This window comes from Occallatibacter sp. (genome assembly GCF_049582745.1).
Taxonomy (GTDB): Bacteria; Acidobacteriota; Terriglobia; order Terriglobales; family Acidobacteriaceae; genus Telmatobacter.
Map to the genome: position 1 here is coordinate 1 of NZ_JBAUUO010000005.1, position 18,597 is coordinate 18,597.

Below are 18,597 nucleotides of genomic sequence, written 5' to 3' on the forward strand. Positions count from 1 at the left end.
ATTCAACACTCTGCTTCCCAACTTCAATCACAAAGAAACGGGAAAATTTCTAGACGATCGGATGTGACTTTCACTTATGCGGCGTTGTCGCTGCATCTGCTCTACCCGAGATTGAAACCTGAAACGCCCCCGGGGCGCGATTTGCGGTCGCGCGCTGAACAAGGACGGCGGACTCGCTCAGCACTGACGAGGTACGAGGAAAAACTCTGCCATCTGCCAATCCCGTTCTGTATCGATGTCAACTGCCTCCTCAGCCTCACTCATCGTAAACGCAATGGTTGCTGGGACAATCAGATTTCCGCCATTCCTGATCGTGGGCGCGGGAATCACGTAGATCGAACCATTGAGCTTAAACGATGGCTCAATATCTTGGGACTTGAGGCCAATCTGCTCCCACCCAAGGAGCGGATCCGCGTGGTGCAACACATCCGTTGTGGCCGCCTCATCCGATGCTAGATCGGCTGGACACAGCCACTGCACAAAGGCCCCCGCTGCCTTGGCCGCCTCGGCAACTCGCTGCTCTTCAGTTCTCACAAGGACATCGCAAAACAGTTCGGCTTCCAGAGCGCTCGTAATCGACCAAGCTACCAAAGGACGACCGCCAAGTAGGCGAATGTTCTTGTGCGCCAACCTCTTGCTGCCACCTCGCGCCGGAATAATCGCCAACAATCGCGCGTCACACATCGAATACCCCCGAAACTTCTCGCTGTGCACGCTGGAAATCTTCCATTTGGCCTATATCCAGCCAATACTCGTGCACCGGGAACATGTTTACCGACTTGTTAGCAGCCATTTGCTGTTGGAGCAGTGTGGGCAAGTCAACACACCGGCCACATTCAACAGACTGAGGTATCTCTGGCGCCAGCATATAAATCCCTGCGTTGATGAAATAATGGTAGGTTGGTTTCTCTACCATCGAGGAAATGTGCAAACCGTCGCTGTCGATTACGCCGAATGGCACACGGTGTTCGTATTCGCGCACGCACACTGTGGCCACACCTTCGTGACTGTTGTGAAAATCCAGAAGCTTATTGAAATCGAGATTGGTCAGAAGGTCGCCGTTCATCATGAACATCGGCTCCCGAATCTGATCCTTCGGCAGCAGTCCCAATGCCCCTCCAGTACCCAGCGGTTCTTCTTCGTGAACGTATTGGATATCGATATTCCACCGCTTACCATCACCGATTCTTTCGCGAACCATTTCAGAATGGTAATGCGTTGAGATGAAGTAGCGGTAGAATCCGGCCGTAACAAAATTCTCGATTATGATCTCGAGGATGGGTTTGCCCCCCACACTGAGTAACGGTTTCGGACAATCGCTCGTCAAGGGTTGGAGCCGACGTCCGAATCCTCCGGCCATCAGCAAGACAGCATTGTCTTTACGCCTGGAGAAGACCAAATCGCGCAAAGTCTGAATGCCGACGATTCGATTCTGCTCGTCGACTAGCGGGATGTGCAGAATCCTTCGACTCTCCATCCGGGCCAAAACTTCTTCTCTGGAGGCTGATGCCAATGCCGTTTGCGGCGATCGTTGCATAACCTCGGAAACAGCAGCACTCATTGAAAGCTGCCGGAGCAGGGCTCTCCGAATGTCGCCGTCCGTCAAGGTGCCCAGAACGTGCCTTTGCTCGTCCACGACGATCGCGATCTGCAACCCGCTTCGATCAATCACGTCGATGGCTTCACGAAGAGTTAAATGCGGCGACACGAGAATGGATTCCAGATTCTTCATAACCTAACCCTTAGAATGCGTACCCCCCAAAACGCTTGGTGTCAAGATGGACCCAAGCTCGTGGTACTTGTTTGGACGTGGTATGTGAAGTCGATTGCTTCGAAGTCCATACTCAAGCCGCTTGGTTGTCTAGGCGATTCAAGGCGCACGCCAGCCCGTTGCTTGATCCAGTGTTGTCTGTACTCGCAGGGCTGGAAAACTCCAGGATGCAACGGCTCGCCCGGTCACCCAATTGCATCATACCGTGATCGTCGAGCATTCACATGGGGTTCTCACTCACATACCGGTTCAGCGATTCATACGAGATAACAGTTCTCCGTGTTGTGGCCTGCGCTGTTGCGAGACCGGCTCTAGGCCTTCAATTTCTAAACCGCGGTGCACGTGCGCAGCCCGTCGTCATCGGTTGCTGCGCAGGTGGCGTCAGCCGACCGGGATGTGTCCGCACCTGTTAGAAGGAACCTGAGGTCACGTGGCTGGCAAGATGTGCTGGATCTCGGCAGTCTCGCTGCCAAATGCAGCCATTTCACGAACGTGAACCTCGTAACTTGCATGAGAAACTGAACCCATTCTCGCCCGCCGGAATTTTGGGGCATCTCTGCTGACCGATATAGATCTCTCAGCAGCGAGCTCATTTGTTAGGTTCTCTGTTATAGCTATGGAGGACTCCATTGGCTAACATCCTGACAACAAATCCGTCAGCGCTCCGATAGTCACTTGTGGTTCATGCTGAGGAGTCGGGGCAATGGAATTTGCATGTTCAGTACCAAGCCGAAGCACGCGCACCGTAAGCATACCCAAGCTATGGGGTCCTGCGAAGTCTTTGTGAGGGTTATCCGACACATACATGCAATCGCGGGCATCAGCACCAAGCGATGCCAGAATACACTCAAATCCTCTGGGCGACGGCTTCCATGCATCTCGACCCAACTCGTCAGTAAACATCGTTATTTCGAAAAAACTGGCCAAGCCAAGCGCCTGCAGCTTGCGGCGCTGAACCCCAGCCCAGCCATCCGACAAAAGAGCCAGCCTATAGTTGCGAGCACGCAATTCGGTAAGCACTGGAATGGTTTCCAAATAGGGGTGGATCGCGGGCGTATGTTCCCGATACGTGGGAACCAGGACCGAAGCAACATAGTCCCCAGGTACTTCAATGCCCAGTGATATCAACGCTGCTGTCATCAAATCTCCGCGCTGGCCTTCCGCAAACCTGCGGCGCAGCTCTGGCTCGATATCGACCCGCAGATCTTGCCAAACGCGCTGGGCAACCGCACGATGGCCTGAGCGCACGAAATCTGCTTCCGGGTACAGAGTGTCGTCCATATCGAAAATGATGATGCGAGGCAGTGATCTATCCAGACGCTTGCGGGGAGTTCCCTGATTGGCTGCCGGAAGAAAGAAAGACCTGTCAGCACGCGTCATGCGCGTGCCGTCGTGTACGGACGTAGGCTCCACCTTCGGCTTATCGCCATTCACCATTTGAAGAATCCATCGAGGCCAATCGCCGCCTGCTGCAATCGTTAGCGGAAGCCCGCCACCCATGCGAGCGTTGATTTCCATCGCGACCCAGCGTCCACGCTCTGGATTTCGGAACTGCAACGTGACTGGACCTATGCAACCGAGGCCGGAGGCCAACGACATGGCAAGAGATTCCAACTCGGGATTGCGCTCGATCACCGCGCGCGTCACCTCCCCATTTCTCACCTGAAGTCGGCGACGCGGTGAGGCACACAGTGGGTTCCCGTATAAATCTAGCAACACATCGACCGTAATCTCCTCGCCAAGAACCAGGTTCTCAACCATAGGATCTGTGGTTTTGCCCAAACGATCTCTCAGTTCTTCGGCACTGTTGACCCTCATCGCCCCGACTGAAGCCGAACCTGCGGCAGGTTTGATGAATAACGGGAAATTGAGGTCCGCCGCTGTGGGATCAACCTCCCTTGGAGTTTCTGCGCATAGATCAGCAAACGCATCACGAGTAAGACGCTTGTCCCGCGCGATTCGAATAACGTTTGAAGACGACAATAATAGCCTAGCGCGGGGTGCTCGCATAGTCAAAACAGAACGCCATCGATCCAGCCTTACCAGATCTGGATCGATTGTCGGAATCACAAGATCAATTCCTTCTCTGACCAAAAAATCGCATAGGCAATTCAGAAACTCATCGCTATCGATCATTTCGGTTAAATTGACGCGGCGATCGACGACAGCCAGTCCCGGTGCCAGCGGATTTGGATCACTTCCCCAAATCAGTCCCGGCGAGACTGCGGGCAGCACGCGCGAGAAGGCCTCCACCAGTTCGCAGCGCCGCCCGACATTCAGAAAATAGAGATTCATGAGCGAAAATGAGCCGTTGCCTGAGAGATGCACCAAGGTTTACTGACTCGTAAAGGCCAGTTGAGTTGATCAAAGATCTCGATAGCTTTCTCTACAAACTTGCCATCGCCATAGGGATTAACGACTGTACGGCTCTGTTGCACAAACGTCTGGTCTGTAGCAGCAGCAACTGCTTGTACAATCGCTGCGGAGTCAAACGCGCAGTCAATAACGTTATTTGCCCGATCGCGCATGGCTTGACGTTCTCCGATATTCACGACGGGCAATCCAGCAGACGCCGCTTCGATAATACCGGAGGAGGAGTTTCCGAGCATCGCAACTGCGTGATGTAAAGCTGCCACGTATTTGCGCAGGCCTAAATTTGGGATATATCGACAGTCGTTACGTCTACGCGGAAGGTCCTTGCATAGTGCAAGAAAGGGTTCATTACCAGGATCCGCACACGGTGCCGTGATCAATATCTGCTGAGGCAAGGAGAAAAGTGCACACGCCGCTTCGCGCGCAAACCATTCATTCCCTTGCTTTGAGATATTCGTTTCAGGATGAATTGTAACCAACAGAAATGACCGTGCAGCCTCGAGTCCGACCTCAGCGCAAAAGGCTTCACGCGACATTACCGTTGCGCCTACCAGGACATCAAGCTCTGGAGCGCCGGTAATGAAAATCGTCGCCGGGTCTTCGTGCAGTGCCGCCACCCTGTCGGCACACGCCTTTGAGGCTACCAAGTGCAGTGCACTCAGCTTGGATAGAGCATGACGGACACGCTCATCAATTGCACCCAAGGTCAGGTGGCCTCCGCCGATGTGAATCACAGGCACACGTGTTAGCGTGGCGGCCTGCGCTGCAGAGAGCATTTCAAAGCGATCTCCCAAAAGCATCAGAGCATCAGGTCTTCGCTGTTCCAGCCACTTGGCTACACCTCCTAATACTGCGGCACTCTGCTCGGCATTGTCGCCATCAACCACCGGCAAGATGTAGTCCAATGGAAGGCCACTCCGTTCCACATCGATGAGCGTGCGCCCTAATCCAGGATCATGATGGCCTGCGCCGGCTGCCAGCGAGAGACGGTAACGGCCGGAAGTGTTCAATGCTTGATATAAAGCTTCCATACGCCCGAAATCCGAGCGAGCAACCGTAAGCGCAGCAAGCGTAATAGGCATATAAAATCCCTGTGGTTATAGACTATTACAACCCGCCGCCAGTCTCCTCATTTATACCGCTTCGGCAAATCCGACAACTTGACGAGATCGCGTCGGGCTAAGTCCTTCCTCCAAGCACATGTGAATCAGCTCCCAAGTACCTTCATCTGGACCGCCAAGGCAAGCTACGTCCTCGCAAGGGGGCACTTGCACTCCGCGATTATCCGCGCGACGCGCTGGCCGCAATGCCATCAGCGCACTCGGAGTTGCTCAGAGCATCTCCAGAATGACACCATGTTGCGCTTCAAATGTTTATGAGACCGGTTCCAGATCAGACCACTCAATCAGGGCATTTTTTTCAACATCACGTGCAAGAATTCGACCGATAACTCGATCAGCGTCCATTGCCGGTATACCTGTTCCTGGACGCTTAGCCGTTAAGTCTGATTCTTTGACTATGTGCCCTTTAGGCAATGCAAGGGCAGCAACCACAGACTTACGGGCGACTTTGGCTATTTCGATCTCTACTGGCCATGGACTCTTCTCGCCATTGCCAAGTGCCATATCAATCTTTCGAACTCCCATCACCAGAGCCTGCATTTCCTGCGGCTCGAGTGAGGCCAATTGATCAGGTCCCGGCAATTTTTTGTCGAGAGTAAAGTGTTTTTCAATCACAGTTGCACCCAGTGCTGCGGCTGCTAGCGAAATCTCGATGCCTGATGTGTGATCAGAAAATCCAACCGGCAAGCCAAACTCACGTGTCATTGTTTCCATTGCGCGCAGGTTGCAAAATTTTGGATCTGCAGGATATTGCGTAGTGCAGTGCAACAGTGTAATCGGTCCACTCCCGTGAAACTGCAGAAAATCTAGTGAGCGGCGGATCTCTGACTGCGTAGCCATTCCGGTTGAAACAATTAGTGGTAATTTAGTAGCCGCCGCGCTACGCAATAAGAATGGATTGACTGCTTCTCCCGAAGGGATCTTCAGACGTCGCATTCCTATACCACCAAGAAAATCGCAGGATGGGACATCGAACGGAGACGAGAGAAACTCCACGTCAAGATCATTTGCATAAGCCTGCAGTTCAAGAGTTTGTTCGAAGGATAATTCTAGCCGTCGTGCGAGTTCCAAAAAGTTCTCATCGCGGCCCTTCATGTAGCCGGCCAACGGAGTTTGGTCTGTCATCACCTCTTCTGCTTTGTAGGTCTGGAATTTAACAACATCGACACCTGTTTCCCTGGCAGCAGCTACCATCTCTTTAGCCAAACCTATATCACCGTTGTGATTTACGCCGATCTCTGCAATGATGAGTGTGCTCTTTTTCTCATTCATACTTTCATTTTCCGATCCCTGGTTTCATTCTGTCGAACAGTGCTACGATCATAGTGCGCACACTTTTCACTACAATGTTCGCACTCTGTTCGCCTGTCGTATTTTGACTGTATGCTCACCCATTACTCTTTCAACTGGGCAGCACGCTACTCGGCAGGTTGACTATCCTGGCTTCTAACCACTCCGAATTTAGTAGCTCTCCTTTTGGACAGTTTGCATACATTGGCAAGTGTGTCATCAATGTCCAGATCGGACGAGTCATCACGTTCTTTTCGTTAGTTCCGATTAGAAGAGCATTCCGTTGAGCTTCGCTTTCGCAGATGACTGCGTTCAGCCAATAATTGGAACGACAATTTTCAGGCTCTTCAATAAACTTCATATCACTTCCACCCAAAAACTCTCTGTATCTATTCGCGAGATCTCTTTTATTAGCGATAAATTGTTCTAGTTGTTCGAGCTGCGCGCAGCCTAATGCTGCATTCAAATTTGGGAGACGGTAGTTGTAGCCGACCTCATCGTGACTAAATAGATAAGGGTGCGGTCTCTTGGCAGTCGTGCTTAAATGCTTGGCTCGGGCTCCGAGTGTCTCATTAGTTAGAATCATCCCCCCGCCGCCGGTGGTAATAATTTTATTGCCATTGAAACTCAACGCACCGAGCGCGCCAACTGTTCCTGTATGTCGTCCTTTATAAAAACTCCCCAACGACTCAGCTGCATCCTCCACAAGAACGATGTTCCAGTGTCCACATACACGAACCAAGCCGTCCAAATCAGCAGGATGGCCAAATGTATGCATCGGAACACAGGTTCGAATTACAAGATTGCCGTTCTTCGTGCGACATTCTCCGTTTTCACTAAGATAGGCGTTCTCATCAAGCCACTCCGATAGGGCCACAGGAGAGAGACCCAGCGTGCGTCTCTCAACATCTATAAACAAAGGCTCTGCGCCACAGTATCTAATCGCATTGCAAGTCGCGATGAAAGTCAATGGTTGAGTTACGACAAGATCCCCACTTTTGACTCCTGATAGCAGAAGCGCTAAATGAAGCGCCGCAGTACCATTCACCATTGCGACCGTGCGCTCGCTACCGGTGTACTCCACCATATCCTTCTCAAACTGGTCCACGTACGGTCCCACGCTTGATACGAGTGTGGAGTTTATCGTCTCTGAGACATACCTTTGCTCTCGCTCACCGAACACTGGCGCATGCAGAGGAATGAAACCGTTGCTGCGATACTGCTCTCGAATGAAGCAAATTAGTGAATCGATCATGGTCATCATTTCCAAAGATGTTGAAGGTCAAGTATATAGGGGTATCAGGCATGTCCGCGTGTTCTCAGTTCGCCGCCTGCAAATTGTTGATATCAGGCGTGATGCCCGGTAGCGGTTGCGCTGCTGCGCAGCCGCTACCTCTCAGGGTCCACATCATTTACAGTCTCTTCCGTCGAGGTATAAACGATTCCGGCATGGTCAGTGCGCTTCCCCTGGACCCCTAACCTTCAGATTGCGCAGTGCAGGGCAGGACCTGAAGCATTCACTAACTGCGTCCTTATGACAACGTCACCCCAGCTTGCGTCTCGGCACCGGCCGACCCGAGTTCTCTAGTTGTCCGCTCCATGCACCTGAAAGTCCTGTTTGGGAGTGTCAGCCTGTCAGCCCGATGCTTGCAACCATCTTCATGGCCTCTCTTCCTTGTCGCGGGCTTACCAACTCGCTTCTACGAGGCCGACTCATCCATTAGGTCACGAGGAAGGCCCTCGCTGGGGAATGCGGACCGGTCGGATCTCCATTTAGATGATTAGCCTCACTGGCGTATGCGAGTTTTGCCCATACTTGGATGAACCAACTTTCCCAGTATTGCCAAAATAGAAATGGAGACAAATAAAGCCTTTACGACCACATTTAAAGGCGACTCCACCTGCGCCCGCAATCGCTCGTTCCAAATGGCTATGCGCCTTGAGCGACTCGGTAAGCTGGAGATCCCAGTGTAGTCGTATCTGCAGATAGGATGGACCGATTTGAGTGGTCGGAGTCGTCCATATACATTCAAAAGATGGGAATAGTCAGCACAGAATCGATAACTTGAATCGAACCCTCCGGAGAGTAGTCCTCTACTGTATACTATGTTTTGGTGATTTATCGTATTGTATGCCAAGAACCGTAGATTGACTTGCTGACGCAGTAGATTCTGACCCACTAGCAGGTCCGAGTATATGTAATTCGCAGCTACTTGCTGGGAATGTTTGATAGTTTCCAGAGCTTCATCGGGCTTGATTGCAGGGATGTCTCCGGCGTTAACGAACCAAATCCAATCTCCCAGGCACAGTTTGATACCCTTATTCATAGCATCATAGATGCCTTTATCGTTTTCGCATACAAACTGTGCTATATGACGCCTGTACTCGTTGATTACATACTTGCTTTCGTCCGTAGAACCACCATCGACAACGATCAGCTCAATAGATGGATTCTCCGCAAAAGGCTTAAGTGCCGACAAGGTCGTGGCGAGCAAAGAAGCAGAGTTATAATTGACAGTTATTATGGATAGGGCAATATTATCTCTTCTGACTCCTGAGCTTGTCCAAGTAGTAAGACCGGCATCTTTGTGTGCCTCGCCAGGAGCATAGCCGTGGATGGGAGTCTGCTGCTGATTATTCATATGGACGGATATCTGTATAGATATATCACAACAATTTCAAAGGATCCAGGTGCATGACTCATTATGCGCCAGAGTTGAAAATCGCCGTCAAGGTCCATACCGCTTTGCGGCGACGGCGCCGCCCTTGACTGCGACTTCGTTCTGGCTAAGCTATCTCCCTTATTCCGGGGATCTCAATGAGGAGAATCTCTCGGCTAAGAAATCCCATTTTGGTCTCTTCGCAGCACCCTCGAAAGCAAACCAAAACAGGCAGCGCCTCCGTGTCAATCAATCTTCTGTACGGAACATACCTCGCGGGACCATGCTTCCCGAATGGTAGATTGGGAGTATGAATTCGAACCGCGCTGCAACGAGTCTTTTGGTTGGAATTGCTGGATGGGAAGGCCTGTTTATCTGTACGGGTCTCGTTTTGCAGGCTGAAGGTCAAAGTCAGCTCCCATCAGGTACCCAGTCAGCCGCTATCAACACGGCGGGCCAACAAACAGCCATCGCGGCCGACTGCGACGAAGCGGTAATCGGATCCCCGTACATACCAGATGACAGCTGGATGTACTCAGCTGTTGTTCGGCTTTATTCGATAGGATTTGTTGATCATGTTTATCTTGGTATGCGGCCGTGGACCCGGAAGAACGTGCTTGAGATTTTAAGCGATGTTGAGGACCGACTTGCGGATTCGAGTCCCAGCGCAATCACTGTTCAAGCACAGCAAATTCACGACGCCCTCAAACGTGAACTGAAGCCCGACATTGTGGATCCGTGTGCCGGGCCTGCAAATTACCTACGTCTCGAGTCCGCCTACTCGGCTTTTCGCGGTATTTCCGGTACGCCGCTTCGGGACAGCTTCCATCTCGGTTCGACGCTGGTCAACGACTACGGTCGACCTTTCGAGAATGGTCTGAACAACTATTCAGGCCTCAGTGGCTATGTGACCGCTGGGCGTTTCACGCTGTATGCGCGGAGCGAGTTTCAGGGTGCACCATCGGCGACTGGCTACTCCAGCGCACTTTCCAATACTCTCTCGGCAATTGATCAGACACTCTACACCGATCCCTCGACCGGCCAGACCACTCATTACTATCCGCAAGCCACGATTCCAATGGGGCCGATCTCTTCCACGGCGCATGGCCGCTTGATGGAAGCGTACGTCTCTGCAAATGTATGGAATCACGAGGTCTCGTTCGGCAAGGTCGATCAGTGGCTTGGACCTGCGCAGGGAGCGTCATTCGCCTACTCGAATAATGCCGAGAATATCTATGCCTTCGAAATTAATCGCGTCGAACCACTCCGTGTCCCGCTGCTTTCTAGCCTCACTGGGCCATTCCGATATGAGTTTCTGGTAGGCGCACTGCACGGGCACCTGTTCATGCCCAACCCCGCTTATGAGGCAAACCCATCGCCCAACATTCCCAATGTGATCAATCCTGGCAATCCATGGGTACACGTGGAGAAGCTTAGTTTCCGACCAACCGCCAATCTTGAATTCGGGTTCGAGCGAACCGCTATCTGGGGAGGCAAAGGCCATGGACCGATCACGCTCCATTCCTTTCTGAAGAGCTTCTTCAGTACGACAGCTCCCGGAGGGCCGGGGTCGACCGGGCCCAACGAAAAAAACGGCCGCGCCGATCCTGGAGCTCGCTTCGGTGCCTTTGATTTTTCGTACCGGCTTCCCTTCTTACGCAACTGGCTGACGCTTTACGCTGACGGAGAGGTGCACGACGATATCTCGCCTATCGATGCACCGCGCCGTGCGGCGTGGCGCCCCGGCCTCTATCTCTCCCACATTCCCGGCGCGCCTAGGCTCGATGTTCGTGCTGAGGCTGTGTACACTGAACCGCCCGTTTCTACGAGTAGCGGCGGACACTTTATGTATTGGGAGGGCATTCAGAGGCAAGGCTACACAAACAATGGCCAGATCTTTGGCGACTGGATCGGCCGCGAAGGAAAAGGTGGACAGACCTGGGTTACGTACCACTTGAGCGGGAAGGAATGGATCCAGGTGAGCGCCCGCAATCAAAAGGCCGCTAAAGACTTCATCGCGACCTCAACGACGGAGTACGGAACAACTTTGAACGATCTGAGTGTGCGGGTTGTGAAACGCATCCGCCAGGATTTTGAGATTAATGGAAGCTTTACTCTTGAGCATTACAAGGCGCCGACCTACCTTCCTGGCCAGCAGACGGTGACCACGACCAACATTCAACTCACCTGGTATCCGAACCGCAAGATTGACTTCTAGCCGTAATCCTGTTTACTTAATGAAATCTGTGGCCTTCTGTATAAGGCAAGGACAGGAGGCCATCGTTGGCGCGTACGGTTGCGGAACTTCCTCCGGGTGCGCGGATCACGGACTACATCAGTCTTGGCGTGATCACCAAGACGTTTCCCGATTCGGCCATCGGTGCGGTGCTGGCCCGGACGGACAAGGCCAGCATTCGTCAACGCGACTTTCCAGCCCAGGTAGTTGTCTACTACGTCATTGCCCTTGCGCTTTACATGCAATCGTCCTATCGCGAGGTATTGCGTTGTCTATTGGAAGGAGTGCAGAGGCTTCGGGATCCGTCGGCCGTGGTGCGTGTGGCAGGCAAGTCGAGCATCTCTCAGGCCCGCGCGGCGTCTCGGCTGGGAGCCTCTGCAGCAGTTGCACGATGAGTTGGTTAAGCCCATCGCGGTGCGGGTTACGCGTGGCGCGTGGTATCGGACCTGGCGGCTGGTGAGCCTGGATGGCAGTACTTTCGATATAGCTGACGAGAAGGCCAACGAAGAGGCTTTCTCTCGCCCCGGAGCCAGCCGTGGCACGAGCGCATATCCTCAGATTCGTTTCGTATCCTTGGTGGAGAACGGCACCCACGTACTGTTTGGCAGCCAGATGGACAGTTACCGAACGGGCGAGATCACCTTAGCCAAAACGGTGCTTCCGCGCCTGGCAAAGGGCATGCTCTGTCTGGCTGATCGAAGTTTCTTTGGCTTCGAAATATGGAAACTGGCGCGAGGAACAGGCGCGGACCTGCTCTGGCGGATGAAAAAGAATATGCGCATGGCCCACGAAAAACTTCTAGCTGATGGCTCCTATTTGAGCCGCGTCTATCCTTCGGAGCGGGACTGGCGGCATAAAACCAACGGGATCGTGCTGCGGGTGATCGATTACCGCCTGGAGGGAATTGAGGGCTCCGACCCGATCTATCGTCTGGCAACTACCATCCTCGATCCCGGCAAGGCCCCAGCCGGCGAGTTGGCGGCTCTCTATCACGAGCGATGGGAAATAGAAACCGCGTTCGACGAACTCAAGACCCATCTGCGCGGCGCCCACATCGTGCTGCGCAGCAAAACCCCCGATCTGGTGCGTCAGGAGTTTTACGGCCTCATGATGGCCCACTTCGCCATCCGCGGCCTGATGCACGAGGCTGCTCTCAAGGCTGACAAAAGATCCCGACAGGCTCTCGTTCCTTCACGAGGTGCGCGTAATTCGGCGCAAGCTCAACGTCTACGGTGCTATTCCCAACTCAGCAGAGGAGAACATTTCATAACGCGGTTCTGGACGAGATCCTATCAGGAACGCGTCGTCTCCAGCCGCAATCGCCGCAATCCCTGCGGCGTGAAGCGCAAGATGAGCAACTTCCCGTCCGCCCGCGCAACGTCAACCCTTGCCTATGATGGACATTCGCAAGGCCATTAGGATCGTTAAGTGAACAGTATTACGGCTAGGCGCGATTTCTCACGGGGCACACCATGGAAATTCGAATTCAGACGAAGCTCGAAGAGCGCGTCTATCGCGCAGCAGAGGCGTCAGCTTCATCGATGTGTTGTGTGGGATGGGACTTTTAGCATCCTCTGCGGTCGACTCTTGGCGCAAGGGCCGCATCGATTTTCTGTAGTCCGGGATTCAGGGAAATCCGAACAAAATCTCTCCGTGCATAGCGATCTTCCTGCGCTTGGCGCATAAAAAAGGCCTCAAGCCAATTGAAGCCGATACGTGCGACCTGTCCGGTCAGAAACTATGCCCTTGCAGTTTTTCAGCAGCCCCGCCCCCCATATCGAAAAGATCTTCCGCACGTGCTACGTATCGCTCGCGCTCCCCGAACGTAAGCAGCAGAAACTTCAGGAGAAGCTCGAAAAGGTTCCGCAGCCGGTCGTGTTTCTGAATCTGCGCGACGCACAATGCTCGGAATGCGGAGCGGAGATCGCGCAGGGTTCCATGCTCTTGATGGAGGCGGACCAGCCGCTTTGCCTTCACTGTGCGCGCTTTGGCGGCTTGGAGTTTCTTCCGGCTGGCGACACAGCTCTGACGCGACGGTACTAACAGTGCAGCAAGCGAATCGCCGTTGTCGTGCACTTCAACGGGGCTCGTATGCGCTACGAGCTACAAAAGGCGTTCTGGCAGAAGAGAAAGCGCTTCAGAGGCCGAGCAGGAATGCGTTCAGGACGCCAACGAGCAGGCAGCAGCAAGGGCACGGGCTGTAGTGCAGGGTGGCGAACAGAACTGCAAACTGGTTGCGCAGATGACCGAGCTGATTGCGGAGATGTTCCCCAAGTTGTCGGGCGGCCGAAGTTGCAGCCGCTGCCGAACACACCGCTGTCCGCGAAAGTGGCCGCGTTGGCCGTTCGGAGGCGGGTCGAAATCTTGACGAAAAGGCGCTGACCCTGGCGGTTGGCGCAGTTCGCCACAACCACATATTCCCAACGATGAGCTGTTGGCAAGCGGTGTGAACCGCGCCGATGCACGCCGTCAGATCGCAGGCAAAGTTGAAGAGTTGCTGGCAAAGTGGCGCAGGCAAGGTGCTGCAGCCAGATTGCATCGCCGGTAGTGCTGCAATCTCCATCTGACTCCAAGCGGAAATCCGTCCGCGTCAAAGCGCGATAACCATCATGGAATTAATAAGATATTGTGACATTTCTTCATTCGTACAAGAAACGGAGCCTGCTTGGGCCGATTTTTTGTATGATACCAAGTAAGATACTTAATATGAACGAGATAGGAGTTGGTGGAGGCGGCGGGAGTCGAACCGGAGATGAATGCTGAAAACACTCAACTTATTGATTCTGAGAATGCACGAATTGGCATGATTTCGAGAATTGCCAAATCTACTGTACGGTCACTGTACTGCCTTTTCCCAGAATTACCAGAACTCCCAAAGCTCCACCTTCAGACGTCCCTTTCGGGCGAAAGAACACTCTGAAGTGCGGCTGTAGTATTTCACAGGACCTAGCCGGAGGCCAGCGCGTGCTGGCTATCGGCCTTTGTGTCTGAGACTCACTCCAACTCGGTCGAGAGCGAAACAGGAAAATTCACGTTCTCCATCGACACGGCTACATTCACTCACGTGGTTGATCAGACTCGAACTCACCATCTGTGCTCTCGTTTATCCTGCTTTTCCGGCCAACGTCTCCACCCTTCGGAGGAGGCAGTCAGCAGCACTTCTGTTTACACTCGCGGTGATCTAGGTCACATTCTTTTGGGATGTGTAAAGCACTGAAACGGGTAGAGACCTTTGAAATCATTCTCCTGGCTGAGGCCTGCTATTTTCATTCTTGCGCTGCTGGGAGCCTGGCAGTTGGCGGTCTCTCTGCATCCTCAAATGCTGCTGCCGGGACCTTGGAAGACGGCACTTGGCATTGCAGACCTGTTTCCGCGCGGGCTGATCGTCCGATATATCGTGGCATCGGTATTTCGCGTCACCTGGGGATTTTTCCTCGCGGTCTTGGTTGCCGTGCCGCTCGGGCTTGCGATCGGCTGGTACCGGCGCGCGGAAATGGCCCTGAACCCGATCCTTCAGATCCTTCGCCCTATTTCGCCGCTGGCCTGGATTCCGATCGCAATTCTCTGGTTCGGCGTGGGCGATCTGGCTGCGGTCTTTTTGATCTTTGTAGGCTGTTTCCTGCCGCTGCTTCTCACTGTCATCAACGCGGTGCAGAGCGTGCCTGCCGTGTATATCAATGCAGGTCGCAATTTCGGACTGGGACCGATTGTCCTGATGCGAAAGATTCTGTTTCCGGCAATCGTTCCGCGTCTGATGACGGGCCTGCGCATCACGCTTGGCATTGCGTGGCTGGTGGTGGTGGCGGCTGAAATGATCGCCGTGAACTCCGGGCTTGGCTTTCTGATTGTGGACGCCCGCAACGCGGGCAATCGCTACGACCTGGTGGTGGCCGGCATGGTCATTATCGGAGTAGTGGGACTCTTGCTTGACAATGGGGTTCGCTCGCTGGAGCGCTCCAATGCGCTGCGCTGGGGTTTTGAGGAGAAACAGTGATGTGTGCATCCACACGAGTGGAAACGGCAGCCGAGCCGCCAATGCCCGGCCAGCAGGTCAAGTTGCAGACCGAGAACGTGGGCATGACTTTCCTGCGCGACGGGAGAATCCTGCCGGTGCTAGAGAACATCGATCTCGAAGTTAACGACGGGGAATTTGTGTGCCTGCTGGGTCCGTCTGGCTGCGGCAAGTCGACCCTGCTCAGTGCGATGGCGGGCTTTTTGAAGCCCACCAGCGGAGCCATTCGCATCGATGGAGAGATTGTGCGTGGCCCCGACCCGCGCCGCATCTTCGTCTTCCAGGAGCGCGGTGTATTTCCGTGGCTGACCGTCGAGGGAAACATCGGTTTTGGCCTGCGCAAACTTTCCAGCCAACAGCGGGCGCAGCGTGTGGATCACTACATCCAGATGGTAGGGCTGGAAGGCTTCGAGAAGTCGTATCCGCACGAACTATCGGGTGGCATGAAACAGAGAGTCGAGGTGGCCCGAGCCCTGGCGGTCAATCCCGACGTGATGTTTCTTGACGAACCATTCGGAGCGCTCGATTCCATTACCCGCATGATCATGCGCATCGAACTGCTGCGGATCTGGCAGGCTGAGCGCAAGACGATTCTTTTTGTCACCCACGACATTGACGAGGCCGTCCAACTGGCGGACCGCGTCGTAGTGATGAGTGCGCGCCCCGGTCGCATCCGGCAGATCGTCCCCATCGATGTTCCACATCCCCGCGACATCAGTTCACCGCACTATCTCGAGTTGCGCGACGGCATCCTCAGCCAGATTGGATTGGCGCACCGGCTATGAGCGACCTCGGCAGCGTACACAAAACGGAACGCTGGCTCTGGCCAATCCTTGCCACTGCTCTCTTCCTCTTGTTGTGGCGGTACTTGGTGGTCTGGACGGGTACTCGAGTCTTCCCTTCGCCGGGCGAGGTCGAGCGAGGCCTGGCTCAATTGATCCACGGGGGCGTCCTGTGGCACGACATTGTTGATTCATTGCGCCGCGTCGCCATCGGCTACTTTGCCGCGGTTGGTCTTGGTATCCTGCTTGGACTGCTGTTCGGCTGGTATCCCGTGCTGAACCAGATTATGAATCCGGTGGTTCAGATCCTTCGCCCCATCAGCCCGATTGCCTGGATTCCGGTTGCCATCCTCTTCTTCGGCGTGGGCGACGATGCCGCCGTCTTCCTCGTTTTTCTCGGCGCCTTTTTCCCCATTGTCGTCACGTGCGTTGATTCGGTGGCCAATGTTCCGCTGATTTACCGGCGTGCCGGCAGCAACTTCGGACTTACTCCTCCTCAGATCCTGGCCCATGTTGTGTTTCCAGCGGCGCTTCCCCAGATCCTCGTGGGCCTGCGAATCGCTTTGGGGATTGGCTGGCTCGTTGTAGTGGCCGGCGAAATGATCGCCGTCGACTCAGGACTGGGCTTTCTCATCATCGATTCCCGCAACTCCGGTAAGCGCTACGACCTGGTGGTCGGAGCCATGCTCCTGATCGGCGTGATCGGACTGATCCTCGATGCGCTGTTCCGGCGGCTGGAAACCATTAAGCCTATCCGTTGGGGGTTCCGTAGTGAAACTTAAAAGCATTGTCCGCGTGCAGGCCTGGAAGCTCAGCTCCAAGGTGATTGTCGGTGGCGTCGTGTGGCTGGCGGTTGTCTCCAGCCTCCATGGCTGGCTGAACGTCAACTGGCCAGCCGTGCTCAACGGCTACCTGCCGCCCGCAAAACAGAAGATCATCGTCGGTTATATTCCCGTGACCTGCCAGCTCACCTGTCCGGTCACCGATTACATATCGAAATACTCTGAGAGCGGCGAAATGTTTCTCCCGCGCATGTTCCAGGGATTTCCGGAACTGAAGGAAGCGCTCATCGCCAACAAGATACAGGCCGCCTTCATTGTGGCTCCCATGGCCGTCGCGCTGGCGGCGCAGGGCGTCCCCATCAAGGTCGTTTATCTCGGCCATCGCAACGGAAGCGCCGTGGTTGTGCGCAAGGATGGCCCGGTCACAAATTTCGGCCAGCTGCGCGGCAAGATCATCGCCATCCCCAGCCGGTTCTCCGACGAGCGGCTTCTGCTCTTTCGGGCCATGCAGGCTTATGGAATGAAGCCCGATTCTCTGAAGATGGTTGAGATGGCTCCGCCCGACGTCTCGGGCGCACTCGAGGCCAAGGCCATCGACGCCTTTGTGATGGGGGAGCCATTTCCCTCGCAGGCCGAAATGGGAGGTTATGGCCGCATTCTGTTTTACGCAGATAAATACTGGCCCAACTACATGTCATGCATTCTGGTGGCCCGCGAAGATCTGATTCAGAATCGTCCTGAAGTCGTCCAGGTGCTGGTGGACGGCATCGCGCGCTCAGGTCTGTGGCTGGATGCCAGTCGGCCCCACCGCGTCGATGCCGCCGACTTCGTTGGTCGCTACTACTATCACCAGAAGCCGGAACTGCTGCGCTGGGCGCTGACCAAGCCAATGTCCCGCATCCGCTACAACCTGCTCGAGCCGCAGAAAGACGACTTCGACGAAGTTCGCGACATGATGATCCAGACCGGCGTGCTTAACGTCAAGATCCCGTTCAGCGCTTACACGGACCTCCGGTTCGCCGATCATGCCACCATCGAAACTTCCTGGAAATATGAACCCGGCGACGCCGTCGCCAAATAATATTCCCCGTTCTCAGGAGAGACTTCCATGATTCGGCGGCAATTCATTAAACTCGCCACTCTCACCGGAGCCACAGGCCTCGCGTCGTTCGGAGCTCTGGACGCGGTCCGCGAAGGTCCAACATCTACAGCAGGCGCAGAGCAGGTCCCGACCGTCACATGGCATGTCCGCGGATTCACCTGCGTGACCTGTGCCGTAGGGCTTGAAACGTTGCTCCGCCGAGAGAAAGGCGTAATCGCAGCGGTTGCGACCTACCCGCAGGGTATGGTGAAAATTCAATATCATCCGGATCTTGTGAGTCAGAATGCGCTTCGCTCGACAATTGCCGAACTCGGCTTTACCGCCGATGACAAAATGAGCTGAATCAGCAGAGAGAGAGTTTTCGATCACCCGGTTCACATCTCACTCGCAGCAGTCGCACGTATATCTGGCGCTCATAGGCCAGAGACCGCTCGTCCACTTATAACCCATTACACAAAAAGGAATTCT

General features: G+C 54.3%; 15 protein-coding genes and 1 pseudogene. 8 read left to right on the forward strand and 8 right to left on the reverse strand.

From position 1 onward, the window contains the following. Positions 1-177: 177 nt before the first annotated feature. The 7 genes from WCA10_RS00560 to WCA10_RS00590 form a co-directional block, all read right to left on the reverse strand. Positions 178-684 (reverse strand): cytidylyltransferase domain-containing protein, encoded by a 507-nt coding sequence (locus WCA10_RS00560; RefSeq protein ID WP_472820528.1) that lies wholly within the window; start codon positions 682-684, stop codon positions 178-180. Further along, a complete protein-coding gene (locus WCA10_RS00565; protein WP_472820529.1) occupies positions 677-1,732 on the reverse strand; it encodes a nucleotidyltransferase family protein in 1,056 nt (351 codons plus the stop codon). The genes WCA10_RS00560 and WCA10_RS00565 overlap by 8 nt, the downstream gene beginning before the upstream one ends. A 672-nt stretch (positions 1,733-2,404) precedes the next feature. Continuing rightward, positions 2,405-4,066: an ATP-grasp domain-containing protein gene (locus tag WCA10_RS00570; RefSeq protein WP_472820530.1), complete on the reverse strand. Its 1,662-nt coding sequence runs from the start codon at positions 4,064-4,066 to the stop codon at positions 2,405-2,407. After that, on the reverse strand, positions 4,063-5,226 hold the full coding sequence (gene neuC, locus WCA10_RS00575; RefSeq protein ID WP_472820531.1) for a UDP-N-acetylglucosamine 2-epimerase: 1,164 nt from the start codon (positions 5,224-5,226) through the stop codon (positions 4,063-4,065). Before neuC ends, WCA10_RS00570 begins: the two co-directional genes overlap by 4 nt. Positions 5,227-5,517: 291 nt before the next feature. Continuing rightward, entirely contained in the window at positions 5,518-6,537 is a 1,020-nt protein-coding gene (gene neuB / locus WCA10_RS00580) for an N-acetylneuraminate synthase (protein WP_472820532.1), read from the reverse strand. A 130-nt stretch (positions 6,538-6,667) separates the two neighbouring features. Then, the gene (locus WCA10_RS00585; protein WP_472820533.1) at positions 6,668-7,810 is read right to left on the reverse strand and encodes a LegC family aminotransferase; all 1,143 of its coding nucleotides are present in this window, start codon (positions 7,808-7,810) and stop codon (positions 6,668-6,670) included. A 532-nt stretch (positions 7,811-8,342) separates the two neighbouring features. Beyond that, the gene (locus WCA10_RS00590) at positions 8,343-9,197 is read right to left on the reverse strand and encodes a glycosyltransferase (protein ID WP_472820534.1); all 855 of its coding nucleotides are present in this window, start codon (positions 9,195-9,197) and stop codon (positions 8,343-8,345) included. Between the two features lie 631 nt (positions 9,198-9,828). Between WCA10_RS00590 and WCA10_RS00595 the strand changes: the two genes are divergently transcribed. From WCA10_RS00595 to WCA10_RS00605, 3 genes and pseudogenes are all read left to right on the forward strand, one after another. After that, a complete protein-coding gene (locus WCA10_RS00595) occupies positions 9,829-11,433 on the forward strand; it encodes a capsule assembly Wzi family protein (RefSeq protein ID WP_472820535.1) in 1,605 nt (534 codons plus the stop codon). A 65-nt stretch (positions 11,434-11,498) separates the two neighbouring features. After that, a pseudogene (locus WCA10_RS00600) lies at positions 11,499-12,721 on the forward strand (IS4 family transposase). Between the two features lie 470 nt (positions 12,722-13,191). After that, a complete protein-coding gene (locus WCA10_RS00605) occupies positions 13,192-13,494 on the forward strand; it encodes a hypothetical protein (RefSeq protein WP_472820536.1) in 303 nt (100 codons plus the stop codon). Positions 13,495-13,588: 94 nt separating this feature from the next. On the opposite strand, the gene WCA10_RS00610 is transcribed toward WCA10_RS00605, so the two are convergent. Further along, the gene (locus tag WCA10_RS00610) at positions 13,589-14,014 is read right to left on the reverse strand and encodes a hypothetical protein (RefSeq protein WP_472820537.1); all 426 of its coding nucleotides are present in this window, start codon (positions 14,012-14,014) and stop codon (positions 13,589-13,591) included. A 669-nt stretch (positions 14,015-14,683) separates the two neighbouring features. Between WCA10_RS00610 and WCA10_RS00615 the strand changes: the two genes are divergently transcribed. From WCA10_RS00615 to WCA10_RS00635, 5 genes are read left to right on the forward strand one after another with little or no spacing between them, the layout of a single operon-like run. After that, complete coding sequence (locus tag WCA10_RS00615; RefSeq protein WP_472820538.1) at positions 14,684-15,445, forward strand: ABC transporter permease; 762 nt, start codon at positions 14,684-14,686, stop codon at positions 15,443-15,445. Next, positions 15,445-16,248 (forward strand): ABC transporter ATP-binding protein, encoded by an 804-nt coding sequence (locus WCA10_RS00620; RefSeq protein ID WP_472820539.1) that lies wholly within the window; start codon positions 15,445-15,447, stop codon positions 16,246-16,248. The genes WCA10_RS00615 and WCA10_RS00620 overlap by 1 nt, the downstream gene beginning before the upstream one ends. Continuing rightward, positions 16,245-17,027: an ABC transporter permease gene (locus WCA10_RS00625; RefSeq protein WP_472820540.1), complete on the forward strand. Its 783-nt coding sequence runs from the start codon at positions 16,245-16,247 to the stop codon at positions 17,025-17,027. Before WCA10_RS00620 ends, WCA10_RS00625 begins: the two co-directional genes overlap by 4 nt. Further along, positions 17,017-18,108 (forward strand): ABC transporter substrate-binding protein, encoded by a 1,092-nt coding sequence (locus tag WCA10_RS00630; protein ID WP_472820541.1) that lies wholly within the window; start codon positions 17,017-17,019, stop codon positions 18,106-18,108. Before WCA10_RS00625 ends, WCA10_RS00630 begins: the two co-directional genes overlap by 11 nt. A gap of 27 nt (positions 18,109-18,135) precedes the next feature. Further along, a complete protein-coding gene (locus WCA10_RS00635; protein ID WP_472820542.1) occupies positions 18,136-18,471 on the forward strand; it encodes a hypothetical protein in 336 nt (111 codons plus the stop codon). Positions 18,472-18,597: the final 126 nt, after the last annotated feature.